Genomic DNA, 16,695 nt, shown 5'->3' on the forward strand with positions numbered 1-16,695 from the left:
TACTTATTTGTATTTTTTGCTATTCATGTATAATTAATTTATCATAAGCCAGACATACATATTTAGGTAAAAGCTTTTCAATTTCTTCATGAAATCCAAATGTATGACTAATATGTGTTAAATAAGTTTTTTGGGGTTTTATTTTTTGTATGATATTCAAAGTTTCAGAAAGCATGAAAAAAAAATTTTTTTTATTTGCATTTACTTATTTGTATTTTTTGCTATTCATGTATAATTAATTTATCATAAGCCAGACATACATATTTAGGTAAAAGCTTTTCAATTTCTTCATGAAATCCAAATGTATGACTAATATGTGTTAAATAAGTTTTTTGGGGTTTTATTTTTTGTATGATATTCAAAGTTTCAGAAAGCATGAAAAAAAAATTATTTTCTGATACTTTTCTCAGTATGTTTAATACTAAAATGGATACTCCTTTTAATTGTTGTATTGTTCTACTAGGAATACTGCTAGCATCCGTAATATATGCAAAGTTTTCTATACGAAACCCTAAAATAGGAAGAGGGCCATGCCATATGGATAAAGGAAAAATTTTGAAATTTTCTACTAAAAAAAATTTAGCATTTTCGTCTAATTCATGTACAGAAAAACTTGAAATATTTGATTTTTTATTTTCAGAAAAAATATAAAAAAATCTTTTTTTTATATTTTTTATAACTCTGTGTAATCCATAAATAGGAATAGGTTGATTCATATTAAAATTAATTGGTCTTATATCATCTAATCCTCCTATATGGTCTTGATGTTCATGCGTCATAAAAATAGCATTCAATTTTTCATTATGACTTCTTAGCATTTGATAACGAAAATCCGGGCCACAATCTATCAAAAATTTTTTTTGATTTTTTTCAATTAAAATAGAACTTCTAAGTCTTTTGTCTTTAGAATTTTTCGATAAACATACCGGATGTTTAGATCCAATGATAGGAATTCCTTGAGAAGTTCCAGTTCCCAAAAAAGTAATTTTCATATATTCTTGTATATATTTTTTTGTATTTCATTTATAATATTTTCTTTATTTTTTAGAAATTCTTTTACAGAATCTCTTCCCTGGCCTAATTTAATATCTCTATAGCTAAACCAAGACGCATTCTTTTTAATAATTCCTAAATCAACACCTATATCCAAAATTTCCCCAATCTTTGAAATACCTTCTCCATACATGAGATCAAATTCAGCGATTCTAAAAGGAGAAGATAATTTATTTTTTACTACTTTTACTTTTGTTCTATTTCCTAATATTTTTTCCCCGTTTTTTATTTGATTTCCTTTTCGAATATCTAATCGTATTGAGGAATAAAACTTTAAAGCATTTCCTCCTGTTGTCACTTCTGGATTCCCATAAACTCCTATTTTTTCTCTTAATTGATTAATAAATATTAGTATACTTTTAGATTTACCTATACTAGAAGTTAGCTTTCTCAAAGCTTGAGACATTAATCTTGCTTGTAATCCGATTTTAGAATCCCCCATCTCTCCTTCTATTTCACTTTTAGGGGTTAAAGCAGCTACAGAATCAACAACTATTATATCAATAATTCCAGATCTAATTAAATTATCTACTATTTCAAGAGCTTGTTCTCCATTATCCGGTTGAGATATTATTAACTCTTTTATATTAACTCCTATCTTCTTAGCATAAATACGATCAAAAGCATGTTCTGCATCAATAAAACTAGCAAAACCTCCTAATTTCTGAGATTGATTTATGGCATGTAAAGCCAAAGTCGTCTTTCCAGAAGATTCGGGGCCAAATATTTCAATAATCCGACCTTTTGGAAACCCTTTAATTCCTAAAGCAATATCTAAACTTAAAGATCCAGAAGATAGAATTTCTAAATTCTCTATATGAGAATCTCCCATTTGCATAACAGTTCCTTTTCCATATATTTTATCCATTTTTTCCAAAACAAGTTGTAAGGATTTTTTTTTTTGTTCAATCTTTTCGTTCATAATTTTGAAAATAAATTTTACCCAATTTAATTTTACTCATAATACACGATCTGTAAAATTAATTTCTATATTTTTTAAAAAAAATCCCTCTTTATTTTTGAATAAAAAAATCTTATTTTTTGGAATTCTTAATTTATTACCTGGAGGAATAAGGTCTACAAGATATTTTGGATTGAGAAAAATCAAATCTTGATAAGCAATATTTGCTTTGTGAGCAAAAAATTTCAATGAAATTTTTTCTTTTATAGGAATTAATATAGTTTCTTTATATTTATATTTGTAAGGATAGGGATAATGTATAGAAATATTATGTTCTTTATAATAATTCATTACATAATTGATGGCAATAAATTTTGGAATATAATTTTGAGTTTCTTTCGGAAAAAATTCCCATAATTTCCAAAAATCTTTTTTATTTTTATGACGTTGTAGTATTTTGTCTACTGTACCAGGTCCTGCATTATAAGCAGCTAAAACTAGTTCCCAATTTCCTATTTTTTTATATAAAAATTTTAAATATCGGCAAGCTGCTTCTGTAGATCTAATAGGATCATTTCTTTCATCATAAATATTATTAATATTAAGATTATATATTTTTCCAGTTTCAGGCATAAATTGCCAAATACCTTGAGCTCCTGCTTTAGAAGTAATAACCGGATTTAAATTCGATTCTATGATCGCTAAATATTTTAATTCTTTTGGAAGACGATAATTATCAAGTTTTTCCTCAAACATAGGAAAATAAAAATTTGATAATGAAATGATTTTTCCTATATATTTTCCCATACGAAGATAACTCTCTACAGAAGCATGTACAATACTGTTATATTTTAGTATTTTAATTTGAGATTTTTGATTCAAAAAATTCAGTCTTAGTTTTAATTCTTCAGGATTGATATTAATAATAATATTTTTTTTATTATTATGATTATGAGTATGAGACAATTTTTTTCCAGATCCAGATAAAGATTTCTTCTTTCCTCCTAACATTTTTTTCCATAATTTTTCTATATATATATTATTTAAATCCAATTTTGGATTACAAATGTTTTTATGAAAGTTTATTATATTTTTTTGTTCTAAAAATGGTTTTGATACAGATTGAATAATCAAACTTTTTAATATGAACATAAAAAACATAATATTTCTTACCGTTGTCGTTCCCATTATTTATTAGTTAATTTTAGAAAAAAAAAGGACTAATAAAAACAAACGTAAAATGAAATGAAAATTTTTATTCTTTTTCAGATTCTGAATCTTTTTCTTCAGAAGCTTTTTTAAATTCCTTTAATCCAGTACCCAATCCCCTCATTAATTCTGGAATTTTTTTACCTCCAAATAATAAAAGAGCAAGAATAACAATGACCACGATTTCTGTAGTGCCAAAAGTACCAAGTGGTATATAAATATAAATAAAATCCATATACATGGAATTTTTATCAAATATAAAAAAAATTATGAATTTTTCATTTATTTGAAAATAGAATAATCACCTAAACTTACTTTTTTTGTTTTTTCTCCAACATAAATAGAATGATTTCCTATTATTGAATGATTCAAGTTTGCATATTGAATTTTTGTATAATTTTGAATTAAAGAATTTTTTATATTACTATTTTTTACTTTTGTATATTTTCCTATTGAAACATAAGGACCTACAATACTATTTTCAATATTTGTATTTTCTTCAATTGAACAAGGTTTTATAATCAAACTATTTTTTATAATAACTTTTTTATGAATTAATTCTGAATTTTTTGATTCAATGGATAATATTTTTGAATTTGAAGAAATAATTTTTTCTTGATCTCCAAAATCCATCCATTCATTCACTTTTTTACTAATGAATTTTTCTCCTTTTCTCCTCATATTTTCTAAAGCAGATGTTAATTGATATTCTTCTTCATTCTTAATATTATGATTTAATATGTATTGTAATTCTTTTTTTAAAAGAAAACTATTTTTAAAATAATAAAATCCCACAATTGCAAGATTTGATACATAATTATTGGGTTTTTCTATAAAATGAGTAATCATTTCTGAAGAATTACATTTTACAATACCAAATAAATGAGGATTTTTAACTTTTTTTGTCCATATAATGTTATCTATTTTATGAGTAATTTCTTTATCAAAAGAATTATGATAAAATAAAGAATCAGAAAAGGCAACAATAATAGGTTCTCCTGTTAAAGAATTTTCAGCTTTTAACAATGCGTCAGCAGTTCCAAGAGGAATAATTTGATTATATATTACAGGATGAACATTCATGTCATGGGATAATTTTACTAATTGTTTTTCAATATTATTTTTATTTACAAAATTTCCTATAATAAAGACTATTTCTTGTATGGAAAAAATTTGAATAAGTTTTTGTAAACTTTCTAACAATCTTCTCAAGATTGTTTTTCCTGCAACATACATCAATGGTTTAGGTGTATTTAAAGTATGTGGAAAAAGACGTGATCCTTTTCCTGCCATAGGGATTATAATTTTCATATCATTTTTTTTTATATTCCAGTACTTCCAAAACTATTACTTCCTCTTACACTTGAATTGAGAATAGAAGATTTTTCCCATTTTATTTTAACATTTTTAACTATGTCTAATATTCCTAATTTTTCATTAGGTTGAATTATTATTTTTTTTAAAAAAACGTTTATGACAATTATACTAATTTCTTTGTATGAAGTATATTTTTTATTTTTTGTGATGTGAATGATACAAATTGGTTCTATTAATTTTTTTTTTAAAAAAAATATATTATTTTCCGATTTTTTAATAAAAATTCCGGTTGAAATCAATTTTCTTTCCAAAAAATTAAAGGAAATCGATTTTTTTATATTAGCGATTAAAGAAAAAGGAAATTGATATATTCTTTTATACATATACAAAACTTACTTTTAAGTTATTTCATTAAATTAATAAATCTTTTTTTTTCCAATAAAAAAATAATTATTAAATATGATATTTGAAAAAATATGCCTAATCTCATTTCTTTTTTTGTCATAAAAACGATAAAAAGTGCAAATAAAAAATGTATGATAATATTTCTTATTTTTTTATTACAAAATTTAATAAAATTTTTTTTCCCCCAAATGTATAAAACTATAAGCATAACTCCATAAGAGGTAAAAGTCCCCCAAGCAGGAATCATAAAACTATTATCATAAATAAAAATAGCATTAAATAAAAAAGTGATCAATAACCCAATTAAAGATATATAAGTTCCAATAATAGGTTTATCTATAATTTTATAAAAAATGGATAAATTTGTATAAACTCCCAAAAATAGATTTCCCATCATTATTATAGGAATAATAGGAATGGCTAGATGATATTTTTTATCCATTAAAAATTTCATAAGCACATGTATATTTCCACATGCTAATACATAAAAAATTAACCCAAATAAAACAAATATATAAGTGATTTCTTCGTAATAATATATTGCATCGGAATCTTTAGATTTTTTAAAAAAAAAAGGTTCAATTCCTAATCTAAAAATTCTTATATAAAGACTCATAAAAGAAGCTATTTTATAACAAGCAGAATAAGATCCATTAATTTCGTCTGAAATCCATCTCTTGATTAAAATTTTATCCAAATTTTCATTAATAGAAAAAGCGATAGTCCCTAACATAATAGGAACACTATAATTAACCATGTTTATGGCAAGAATTTTATTAAATTTTTTTATAGTCACTTGTTTTAAAATAATAGGAAGCACTAAAAATAAATTGCTTAAAGAAGCAATCATGTTTGAAAAAAATATATAACCAATTTTATCAGTGAAAGAACTAATCCATTGAAAAATGAAAAAAAAATAAGTTTTTTTACAAAAAAAATTATTAGAACAAAAAAATAAATACATTATTATAAATAATTGGATCAATACATTGACAATATTTATAGCAGAATATTGTAAAGGTTTATCATTTGCACGAAGCCAAGCCATAGGAAGAATACAAATTGTATCAAAGAATATAATTAAAAAAAACATGAGAAAATATTCTGGATGATTATGATATCCAGCAATAGAAGATAAATATCTTATTAAACTTATAGAGATTATTAAAAAAAAAGAACTGATTAACAATTGTATTATTACTCCTGTGGAAAAAACAATTTCTTTATTATAATTTTTTTTATATAAAAACCTAAAATAAGTATTTTCTAATCCAAAAGAAAGAAATCCTATAACTATAAAAGACAGGGCATACATATCTGTATAAAGCGAAAATTCTTCTCTTTTAAAAAAAAGAGTAAAAAATTTTAAAAAAATATAATTAATGATTCTGGGAAAAATGAATCCTATAGAGTAGATAATTGTTTGTATTGCTAATTTTCTGTACAAAATCAATACTTTTTAAATTAAAAGTTTCTAATTTCTGTATTTTTTATGCATGTATAAACTTTTTTGTAAAATTTCATAGAGAAGAAAGTAACTTTGATTAAATTTTTAATATAAAAATATAAAAAAGATGTACTATCATAGAAAATCAGAAGAGTTTATGCAGTATGCCATAAAACATAAGGGAATTAGTAGTTTAAAAATTCATGAATATATTAAGTTTATGACCCCTTATATTGTTGAAGAAAGAAAATTAAATGTAGCTCAAATGGATGTTTTTTCTCGTTTAATGATGGATCGAGTTATTTTTTTAGGAACTCCAATAGAAGATCAAGTAGCTAACATAGTACAAGCTCAGTTATTATTTTTGCAATCTGTAGATTCTATGAAGGATATTCAAATATATATTAATTCTCCAGGAGGAGATGTTTATGCTGGATTAGGGATATATGATACAATGCAAATTGTAGAACCGGATGTTGCAACTATTTGTACTGGAATGGCTGCATCTATGGCTGCTGTATTACTTTGTTCAGGTGTAAAAAATAAAAGATCTGCATTAAAACACTCTAGAATTATGATTCATCAACCTATAGGAGGAACACAAGGTCCAGCTTCAGATATTGAGATAACAGTTCGTGAAATTTTAAAGTTAAAAAAAGAATTGTATGAAATTATATCAAAACATTCAGGTTTACCTATTGAGAAAATAGAAAAAGATTCGGACAGAGATTACTGGATGACATCTGTAGATGCTAAAAAATACGGAATGATAGATGAAATATTAGAAGGAAAAAAATGATCACGACAGGATTCGAACCTGTAACCTACTGCTTAGAAGGCAGTAGCTCTATCCATTTGAGCTACGTGATCTCATATAAATCGGGGTAGCAGGATTTGAACCTACGATCTCCTGGTCCCAAACCAGGCGCGATAACCAAACTACGCTATACCCCGTTTTTTTTGCGGAGAGTGTGGGATTCGAACCCACGCGGCATTTACATACCGACAGTTTAGCAAACTGTTCCGTTAACCACTCCGGCAACTCTCCAAAAAAATACAAATCTAAAATAGATCTGTTAAATAATCAAATTTAGGAATTTGGATATACTATTCTAGTATGATAAATATTCTTTAATTTTTTTTTCAAAACTTGTTTTACTTTTTCTATTTCTTTTAAAGTAATATCTGCATTGGAAAATTGATTTTCTATTTTTTGTTTTTTTATTATATTTTCTACCAAATTTTCCAGATCATGAGTAGATGGATTTTTGATGCTTTTTGAAGCCGCTTCTACAGAATCAGCTATCATTACAATAGCGGTTTCTTTGGAAAAAGGCTTAGGTCCAGAATATTGAAATTGTTTTTTATCTATTTTTAGATTTGGATATTTTTCTTTTTGTTTTTCATAAAAATAATAAACAATACTATTTCCATGATGAGTACGTATAAAATCAGTAACAGGATCAGGTAAATGATATTTTTTGGCAAGTTCAATTCCAATTGACACATGTTCTAAAATAATTTTAGCACTTTCTTTTGGACTTAATTTTTCGTGAGGATTTATTATATTATGTTGATTTTCAGTAAAAAATATAGAATTTTTAATTTTTCCTATATCATGATAAATTGCCCCTATTTTTACTAACAAAGAATTAGCTCCAATTGCAACGGCTGCTTCTTCTGCAATATTTGCTACAGTTAAAACATGTTGTAAAGTTCCTGGTGCTTTTTTAGATAATAATCTTAATATAGGAGTATTGGTATCAGATAGTTCTAATAAAGAAATATCAGAAGTTAAATTTAACAATTTTTCAAAAAGAAATGTTAAAGGGTGAACAAATAAAGTTAAAATTCCACTAAAAAAAAATAAAGAAAAAGTATATAAAGAAATTTTATTCAAAGATCCTTCACGTATTAAAGTGAGTAAACTAAAAGTAATAATATAAGTAACGGTTATTTTTGCAGCAGCAATAAAAAGATTTTCCATTTTGTAAATATTTTTTTTTGTCAACATGACTAAAAAACCTGCAATAAATTGAATAAAAATGAATTCAAAATTGTTTGGAGTAATTAAAGACAACAATAAAATTGTTATCAAATGAATAAAAATACTTAAATTGAAACTGAAAAAAGCACGTATACTTATGGGTAGTATACAAAAAGGAATTATGTATAATATTTTAGAATGATATTTTAAAATTAAAATAGTAATTAATGATATTAATAACATATTTATAATCAAAAAATTAATTTTTCTATTATTTTGAAAAACTTTGTATTCGAAGTGAAAAATATATACGATAAATAAAGTAAATATCATACTTATCATTAAAAAGTATCCTATAATAAGACAATAATATTTTTTTTTATTCCATATTTTATCTTCATATTCTTTTTTAAAATAGGACAAAATTTTAAATTTTGTATTATTAATAATTTCATGATTTCTGATAATATTATCTCCTTTTGCAAAAGAATATTTAATGATTTTTATAGATTGTATTTTACTTGTTAAAAAAAGATTGGTATAATATTGACTGTAAAATAAATTGGGAACAATAATTTTTGTTAAAATTTTAACACAAAAACTTTTTTTTCTAAAATTATTTCTAATAATATTAGAAACCTTATTATGATTGAAAACATTTTTATATAAAATAGGAATCCATTTATTCCCTTTTTTAAAAAAAATTATGTGATTTTTATTTTTTTTCGTAAAATTATTATAGTTTTCTATATATCCATATTTGTATATAGTATTAACTATTCTCTTTACAATTTTGTAATAATGCTTGTTTTTTCGTAAAAATGAAATTTTTTTTATCTTTTTTTTTATATTTTTTGCTATTTTTTCATTTTTAATACAAAATGTTTCTTGATTATTTTTTAAATTTTGAATTTCCAAATTAATATCTTGACTTGTTTTAGGAACTAAAAAATTGAATGGAGAAAATAAATCTCCATAAGACCAAATTTTTCCTTCTGAAAATTCATATTTTAAAATATCTTTTTTTGGGAAAGAAAATGTCAATAATAAGATTGCAATAATTAAAGCTAAAATTTTATATGCAATATTTCTATTATAAAACTTGAAGTAATTAGCCATTACCTAAAAAATTGAATATCATGCAATTTTTTCGTAAGGATGAATTTTTTTCTTTTTTAAAAAAAAAATATCATATTGAAATGATGAAAAATTATAATAATAATTATTATTATAATCATATTTTTTTTTTATTATAAGATGATGTTTGATTTTTTTGTAATATATTGGATAATAATCTATTTTCATCATTTATGCTTTCTTCTAAACAAATAGTCGATTCGGTTCTAAGTACTCCTTTTATTTCTCCTATTTTAGAAATCACATCTCTTGCATCTGAAGGATCTCTTGCGATAATTCTACAAAATAGATTATACTTACCTGAAGTAATATATAATTGTACTACATTCGGTATTTTTTTTAATTCTTCTTTTACTAATTTAGATTCACGAGAATCCGACAGGATTCCTACAAAAGCGATTAAATGGAAGCCTAAAGATTCATATCCTATAATTAAAGTACTTCCCTTGATAATTCCTGCATCTTCCAATTTTTTAACTCGAACATGAACTGTTCCAACAGATAATGGTTTTATTTCTTTACTAATTTGTTTGCTTATTTCAGTATAAGGCGTCCTCGCATTTATGTTTAATTTTCTGACAATAGTATTGTCTATTTCGTCTGTATTGTATCTTAGAATCATTGTTTTATATTTTTATTTTTATTTTTTTCAAATAAAGGTATTAAAAATACCAAGATACAAAACTTTCTTTTGAAGAAATAGATTCTTGTTTTTCAAGATATTTTATGGTTTTTTATGTGAAAATTTTTGATTTTATTTTCAATCAATTATACAATAAAATTATAACTTTATATAATATCATGTTTTTATTGATTTAATATCATTTATTAAAAATAAAGACTTTAGTATTTTAAGTTTATATATAAAAACTTAACCTAATTTTTATGAAAAAAAAACCAATAATTATTGGAATAGAAACATCATGTGATGATACAGGAGTTTCTATTATTCAAGATAAAAATGTGTTATCTAACATTATTATTCCTCAAAAAATTCATAAAAAATATGGAGGAGTGGTCCCAGAATTAGCTTCAAGATTACATGATAAAAATATTACAAAAGCAGTTCAAAAAGCTATTGTTTCAGCAAAAATTAATAAAAATCAAATTGATGCTATATCTTTTACTTTAGGTCCAGGATTAATTGGTTCTTTATTAGTTGGGGCTTCTTTTGCTAAATCATTTTCCATGGGATTAGGAATTCCATTATTAACTGTAAATCATATACAAGCTCATATCCTTTCTCATTTTATAAAAAATGCAAATATCAATAATTCTTACCCAAAATTTCCGTTTTTAGGTTTAGTTATGAGTGGAGGCCATACTCAAATTATTGAGGTAAATGATTTTTTTAAAATGAAAATATTAGGTTCTACTCTAGATGATTCTGTAGGAGAAACTTTAGATAAAATAGCTATAATATTGGGATTTCATTATCCTGGTGGACCTATGATTGAGTTTTTTTCTAAAAATGGAAATAACGAAAAATTCATTTTCTCAAAACCTATAGTGAATGGACTGAATTTCAGTTTTAGTGGATTTAAAAGCGATGTTTTACAATTTATAAAAAAAAAATTAAAAAAAAATACATTTTTTGTAAAACAAAATCTGTCTGATATTTGTGCTTCCATACAAAAAATTACAGCAGAAATTCTTTTAGAAAAAGTGCAAAAAGCTATTTTAAAAACTGATATTTTTAGAATAGTTTTAGCTGGAGGAGTTTCCGCTAATTCTGAAATTAGAAGAATATTTATATCTTTTGCAAAAAAAAATAAAAAATATGAAATTTTTATTCCTAAAAAAAAATATACTACCGATAATGGAGCCATGATAGCCATTACAGGATTACTAAAATATGAAAGAAATTTATTTGATTCTATTCATGTATCCTCATATTCAAAATTTAAAACATTTTAAATTTTATGTTTAACTATTATAGTTCATTTAGTTACATGTGCATATTAAATTTCTATCTCCATATCCATCATCTACACGACTTACTGATGGCCAGAATTTTCTATCTTTAATCCAATGCAATGGATAAGCGGCTTTTTCTCTACTATAAGGATATTTCCATTTGTCTTTAGTCAAAATATCTATACTATGTGGAGCATTTTTTAATACATTATTTTCTTTAGAAAATTTTCCATCCTCAATTTCTATAATTTCTTGTCTTATATTAATAAGAGTATCAATAAAACGATCTAATTCTTCTTTAGATTCACTTTCTGTTGGTTCTATCATCATACATCCTTCTACAGGAAAAGATATAGTAGGGGCATGATACCCATAATCCATCATTCTTTTTGCTATATCTATAACTCCTATATTCGTAGATTTAAATACTCTACAATCTATAATTAATTCGTGCGCCACAGTATTATTTTTTCCTACATATAATATATTATAAAATTTTTTTAATCTATCTTTGATATAATTTGCATTTAACACAGATATTTCTGTACATTTTCTAAGACCATCTGGACCCAACAAACGAATATAAGCATAAGAAATTGTCAAAATTAAAGAAGAACCATATGGAGAAGAAGAAATCGTAAATACTTTTTTATTGTTATTTTTTCTTTTTTGAAAAGGATGGGTAGGGATAAAAGGGTTCAAATGTGAAGCAACACAAATAGGCCCCATTCCAGGGCCTCCTCCTCCATGAGGTATGGCAAAAGTTTTATGAAGATTAAGATGACAAACATCTATTCCTAAATATGCGGGTTTAATTATTCCTATTTGAGCGTTCATATTTGCTCCATCCATATAAACTTGTCCTCCATGATCATGAATAATATTCACAATTTCTTTAATATTATTTTCATATACACCATAAGTAGAAGGATAAGTAATCATTAATACAGATATTAAATTTTTATTTTCTTTTACTTTTTTTAATAAATCTATTCTATTAATAGATCCATCACTTGTTGTCTCTACTAATATGACTTTCATTCCGGCCATATTTGCTGAAGCGGGATTTGTTCCATGAGAAGAAGAAGGAATTAATGCTATATTTCTTTGATATTCTTGTAATGAATGGTGATAATGTTTTATGACCATAAGTCCAGCATACTCTCCTTGAGCTCCTGAATTAGGTTGTAAAGAAATGCCAGAAAATCCAGTAATTTCTTTTAAATATTTTTGTAAATTTTTAATTACAAAATGATATCCCATCGCTTGTTTTTCAGGAACAAAAGGATGTATATTTTTCCATTCATGTTGACTTAATGAAAATAATTCTGCAGCAGCATTTAATTTCATAGTACATGATCCTAACGGAATCATAGAATGAATCAAGGAAATGTCTTTTTTTTCTAATCTTTTGATATAACGCATTAATTCATTTTCTGAATAAAATTTATGAAAAATTTTATTTTTTAGAAAATTAGAAGTTCTTTTTAAAAAATTAGGAAATTGATATTTATCAATATTTTTTGTATTTGTTTGCTTATACGTTATTTTATTTTGATCATAAGCCTCACAAAATATTGATAAAATATGATTTACATCTTCTTGACAAGTTGTTTCATCTAAAGTAATAGTTAAATGATTCTTGTCTACATATCTAAAATTAGTTTTTTTATGTTCTGCTACTTTTCTTATTTTACTTATGTTATCTGTTTTAATTCTGATCGTATCAAAATAAAAAGTGTTTACTTGAAAAAGATGATTTATATTGTGTACTAATAAAAATTCTAATTTTTTAGTATATTTATGAATGCAATCAGCTATTTCTATTAATCCTTTTTTTCCATGATATAAAGCATACATAGAAGCCATTATTGCAGGAAGTACTTGTGCCGTACAAATGTTTGAAGTAGCTTTTTCTCTTTTTATATGTTGTTCTCTTGTTTGTAAAGACATCCGGAAAGCTTTTTTCTTTTCTTTATCTATAGATATTCCAATAATTCTTCCAGGAAGAAAACGTTTATACTGTTTATGAGTAGAAAAAAAAGCAGCATGAGGACCACCATATCCCATAGGAATTCCAAAAGATTGACTAGATCCTATAACTACATCAGCTCCCCATTCTCCAGGAGGTTTTAACAAAGATAAAGATAAAAGGTCTGTAGAAACTATTACTGATATATTGTGATATTTTGAATATTCAATGATTTCACTATAATTATATATCTCTCCTAAACTGGAAGGATAAGATATTATTAATCCAAATATTTTTTTATTATTATATTTTTTTTTTAAATTTTTATGACTATCATTTATAATGGGAATTCCCAATCCAAAACATCTTGTTTTTAAAACGTCCAAAGTTTGTGGATGTATTTCGTCAGAAATAAAAAAATAATAGTTATTATCTATTTGTTTTTTTTTGATTTTTTCATTAAAAATCATAAACATAGCATCAGCTGCTGCTGTAGATTCGTCCAACATAGAAGCATTACTAATTTCCATTCCAGTTAAATCTGAAACCATTGTTTGAAAATTAATTAAAGCTTCTAAACGACCTTGAGATATTTCGGATTGATAAGGAGTATATGGTGTATACCAACTAGGATTTTCCAAAATATTTCTTTGAATAACACTTGGAGTTATAGTATTTTTATATCCTAATCCTATGTAAGAACGATAAATTTTATTTTTTTTACTGATTTTATAAATATGATTCAAATATTGATATTCAGAAATAGAATTAGGAAGATTTAACCTTTTTTTTAAACGTATTTTTTCAGGAATAGTTTTTTTAATAAAATCATTAATCGAAAAACATTGTAATTCTTTTAACATTTTGTTAATCTCATCATAAGATGGTCCTATATGTCTAAGATAGAATTTTTTTCCTCTGACGTTATCCACTTTCATAAAAATAGAAATTGTGTTTATATTTAAAAGATTACAAATTTAGCTAAATAAGCATATCATTAACATATTAAAAAATAAAAAATAAAATGAAAGTAACTATTATTGGAGCAGGAAATGTAGGATCTTCTTGTGCTAGTTTATTAGCTCAAAAGGATATAGTACAAAAAATTGTTTTATTAGATATTAGAAATAAACTTTCAAAAGGAAAAAGTCTAGATATATCCCAAATGCTTCCTATGATAAAATCAAATACTGAAGTACTTGGAGTATGTAATGATTATTCCAAATCGGAAAATTCTGAAATTATTATTATTACTTGTGGAATTCCTAGAAAACCTGGAATGAGTAGAGATGATCTTGTTAATACAAATGCAGAAATTATTCGTACTGTAACTAAAAAATCTATTTTTTTTTCTCCAAAAGCTAAATTTATTATTGTATCTAATCCATTAGATGTTATGGCATATGTAAGTTATATAACAGCAAAAATAGATTCTTCTCGTATTATAGGTATGGCTGGAATATTAGATTCTACCAGATATCGTTTTTTTTTATCAAAAAGATTAAATGTTTCTCCTATTGATATACAATCTTTGTTATTAGGAGGACATGGTGATACAATGGTCCCTTTATATAGATATACATCTATATCAGGAATTCCTATTAAAGAGTTTTTATCAGAAGAAGAAAATAATGAAATTATTGAAAAAACAAAGAAAGGAGGAGAAGAAATAGTAAACTTATTAGGAACATCTGCTTGGATGGCTCCTAGTGCTTCTGTTATAAAAATGGTGGAAGCCATTTTAAAAAATTCTAAACGTATTTTTCCATGTTCTGCTTTTTTAAAAGGACAATATGGATTAGAAAATATATATTTAGGAGTTCCAGTTATTTTGGGAAAATATGGAATAGAAAAAATTATAGAATTACAATTAAATAAAACAGAAAAAAATCTGTTAAAAAAATCTGCAGATCATGTGAAAAATATGATTAGTAAATTAATTCACTAAATATTTCTATTTTTCTATGAATATTAATAGTTCTCCTTTTTCGTAATTTATTTCTATTTTTCGACTACAATTATATGCTTCATTCCTTATTCCTATATTTTTTCCTATTTTTAATAAACCTTTTTTTATGGAATATTTTAGTCCATAAGTGTATAATCCTTCTACTTTAGGAAATGGAAATAAAGACACTTTTTTATTTTTTTTCTGATAAAAAGAAGTTTTTTTATCAGAAAAAAAATAATAATGATATTTATCATGAAATATAATAGATAATTTACTTTTATATTTTAAGGCTGTTGATAAATTTCCTAAAAAATGATCTTGTTCCATACCACTTGCTCCCCAAACATTTATGTTAAAAAATCCTTGTTTATAAATGATATTTAGAGCTTTATCAAAATCTGTATATTTTTGATTATAAGCTTTTAATAAATGTGTTTCCAAAGGGATATCTTTTTTTAAAATAGAATCAAAATCTCCAATAACATAATCTACTGAAATTCCAAATACATTTAAATAATAAAAAGCTCCATCTACCGCAAATATTTTTTCATAAAAGGAAAATTTATTTTCTAAAATAGGGGGAATTTCTCCATTTAAAAATAATCCAACTTCAGGAGTTTTAAACCTATGATTCATTCTCATTTTTTTAATCTGTTTCCTAAATAAACTTTTCTTACTATAGAGTCTTTCATAATCTCTTTAGTCTCTCCACACTTGATAATTTCTCCATTAAACATTAAATAAATACGATCTGCTATTGTGAATATTTCTTGCACATTATGATCTGTAATTAATATACCTATATTTTTTTTTTTTAGGGAAAAAATTATTTTTTGTAGTTCTTCTATAGCAATTGGATCTATTCCAGAAAAAGGTTCATCTAAAAGAATAAATTTAGGATTGATAGCTAAACATCTAGCTATTTCGGTCCGTCTTCGTTCTCCTCCAGAAATAAGATCTCCTCTATTTTTTCTGATTTTTTTCAATTTGAATTCTTCAATTAGTTTTTCTGTAATTTGTATTCTTTCTTTATTAGACATGTTTTTCATTTCTAATATGCATAAAATATTATCTTCTACAGATAATTTTCTAAATATAGATGGTTCTTGAGATAAATATCCAATTCCTTTTTTAGAACGTTGATACATTGGATTTGATGTAATATCTTGATCAAAAAGAAATATTTTCCCTTTATCTGGTTTAATAAATCCTACAATCATATAAAAAGAAGTGGTTTTTCCTGCTCCATTAGGTCCTATTAGGCCTACTATCTCTCCTGGATTCAATTGAATTGAAACATTTTTGACTACATATTGATTTTTATATTTTTTATATATATTTTGAGCTATTAAAGTCATAATCTCAATGATAGAATATTGAATATAGTTTATATTTAAAA

General features: G+C 24.4%; 16 protein-coding genes and 3 tRNA genes. 3 read left to right on the top strand and 16 right to left on the bottom strand.

All coding sequences use genetic code 11. The features are described 5' to 3' along the window. Nucleotides 1-19 precede the first annotated feature (19 nt). The 8 genes from G9C01_RS00185 to G9C01_RS00220 form a co-directional block, all read right to left on the bottom strand. Entirely contained in the window at nt 20-175 is a 156-nt protein-coding gene (locus tag G9C01_RS00185) for a hypothetical protein (RefSeq protein ID WP_371807689.1), read from the bottom strand. 46 nt (nt 176-221) lie between these two features. Next, nucleotides 222-992: an MBL fold metallo-hydrolase gene (locus G9C01_RS00190; protein ID WP_166264888.1), complete on the bottom strand. Its 771-nt coding sequence runs from the start codon at nt 990-992 to the stop codon at nt 222-224. Further along, nucleotides 989-1,975, bottom strand: coding sequence for a recombinase RecA (recA, locus tag G9C01_RS00195; RefSeq protein WP_166264891.1), 987 nt, complete (start codon nt 1,973-1,975; stop codon nt 989-991). The genes G9C01_RS00190 and recA overlap by 4 nt, the downstream gene beginning before the upstream one ends. 36 nt (nt 1,976-2,011) lie before the next feature. Continuing rightward, nucleotides 2,012-3,106 carry a lytic transglycosylase domain-containing protein gene (locus tag G9C01_RS00200; RefSeq protein ID WP_242673939.1) on the bottom strand — a complete coding sequence of 365 codons (1,095 nt, stop codon included), beginning with the start codon at nt 3,104-3,106 and terminating at the stop codon, nt 2,012-2,014. A gap of 103 nt (nt 3,107-3,209) precedes the next feature. After that, nucleotides 3,210-3,398, bottom strand: a complete 189-nt coding sequence (locus G9C01_RS00205; RefSeq protein WP_166264896.1) for a Sec-independent protein translocase subunit TatA/TatB — start codon at nt 3,396-3,398, stop codon at nt 3,210-3,212. Nucleotides 3,399-3,445: 47 nt separating this feature from the next. Further along, a complete protein-coding gene (locus G9C01_RS00210) occupies nt 3,446-4,474 on the bottom strand; it encodes a sugar phosphate nucleotidyltransferase (RefSeq protein ID WP_166264899.1) in 1,029 nt (342 codons plus the stop codon). Nucleotides 4,475-4,485: 11 nt separating this feature from the next. Beyond that, complete coding sequence (locus G9C01_RS00215) at nt 4,486-4,863, bottom strand: dUTP diphosphatase (RefSeq protein ID WP_166264902.1); 378 nt, start codon at nt 4,861-4,863, stop codon at nt 4,486-4,488. A 20-nt stretch (nt 4,864-4,883) separates the two neighbouring features. Continuing rightward, entirely contained in the window at nt 4,884-6,338 is a 1,455-nt protein-coding gene (locus G9C01_RS00220; RefSeq protein ID WP_166264904.1) for a lipopolysaccharide biosynthesis protein, read from the bottom strand. A 121-nt stretch (nt 6,339-6,459) separates the two neighbouring features. On the opposite strand from G9C01_RS00220, the gene clpP reads away from it, so the two are divergent. Further along, nucleotides 6,460-7,131, top strand: a complete 672-nt coding sequence (gene clpP / locus G9C01_RS00225; RefSeq protein ID WP_166264907.1) for an ATP-dependent Clp endopeptidase proteolytic subunit ClpP — start codon at nt 6,460-6,462, stop codon at nt 7,129-7,131. On the opposite strand, the gene G9C01_RS00230 is transcribed toward clpP, so the two are convergent. From G9C01_RS00230 to G9C01_RS00250, 5 genes are all read right to left on the bottom strand, one after another. Then, nucleotides 7,129-7,202: transfer RNA gene (locus G9C01_RS00230), tRNA-Arg, on the bottom strand. The genes clpP and G9C01_RS00230 overlap by 3 nt on opposite strands. A gap of 9 nt (nt 7,203-7,211) precedes the next feature. Continuing rightward, nucleotides 7,212-7,286, bottom strand: a tRNA-Pro gene (locus tag G9C01_RS00235). A 9-nt stretch (nt 7,287-7,295) separates the two neighbouring features. Beyond that, nucleotides 7,296-7,380: transfer RNA gene (locus tag G9C01_RS00240), tRNA-Ser, on the bottom strand. Between the two features lie 42 nt (nt 7,381-7,422). Further along, nucleotides 7,423-9,438 carry an HD family phosphohydrolase gene (locus G9C01_RS00245; RefSeq protein ID WP_166264910.1) on the bottom strand — a complete coding sequence of 672 codons (2,016 nt, stop codon included), beginning with the start codon at nt 9,436-9,438 and terminating at the stop codon, nt 7,423-7,425. 115 nt (nt 9,439-9,553) lie between these two features. Next, nucleotides 9,554-10,078: an Lrp/AsnC family transcriptional regulator gene (locus tag G9C01_RS00250; protein ID WP_207573362.1), complete on the bottom strand. Its 525-nt coding sequence runs from the start codon at nt 10,076-10,078 to the stop codon at nt 9,554-9,556. Nucleotides 10,079-10,341: 263 nt separating this feature from the next. Between G9C01_RS00250 and tsaD the strand changes: the two genes are divergently transcribed. Continuing rightward, entirely contained in the window at nt 10,342-11,373 is a 1,032-nt protein-coding gene (tsaD, locus tag G9C01_RS00255) for a tRNA (adenosine(37)-N6)-threonylcarbamoyltransferase complex transferase subunit TsaD (protein ID WP_166264913.1), read from the top strand. Between the two features lie 27 nt (nt 11,374-11,400). On the opposite strand, the gene gcvP is transcribed toward tsaD, so the two are convergent. After that, nucleotides 11,401-14,283, bottom strand: coding sequence for an aminomethyl-transferring glycine dehydrogenase (gcvP, locus tag G9C01_RS00260; RefSeq protein ID WP_166264916.1), 2,883 nt, complete (start codon nt 14,281-14,283; stop codon nt 11,401-11,403). A gap of 86 nt (nt 14,284-14,369) precedes the next feature. Between gcvP and mdh the strand changes: the two genes are divergently transcribed. Continuing rightward, complete coding sequence (mdh, locus tag G9C01_RS00265) at nt 14,370-15,293, top strand: malate dehydrogenase (RefSeq protein WP_166264919.1); 924 nt, start codon at nt 14,370-14,372, stop codon at nt 15,291-15,293. A 6-nt stretch (nt 15,294-15,299) separates the two neighbouring features. Here mdh and G9C01_RS00270 read toward each other — a convergent pair whose 3' ends face one another. Next, the gene (locus G9C01_RS00270; RefSeq protein ID WP_166264922.1) at nt 15,300-15,932 is read right to left on the bottom strand and encodes a thiamine diphosphokinase; all 633 of its coding nucleotides are present in this window, start codon (nt 15,930-15,932) and stop codon (nt 15,300-15,302) included. Between the two features lie 2 nt (nt 15,933-15,934). Next, entirely contained in the window at nt 15,935-16,654 is a 720-nt protein-coding gene (lptB, locus tag G9C01_RS00275) for an LPS export ABC transporter ATP-binding protein (protein WP_166264926.1), read from the bottom strand. Nucleotides 16,655-16,695: the final 41 nt, after the last annotated feature.

The sequence above is a fragment of the Blattabacterium sp. DPU genome, assembly GCF_011290385.1.
Classification (GTDB): Bacteria; Bacteroidota; Bacteroidia; order Flavobacteriales; family Blattabacteriaceae; genus Blattabacterium.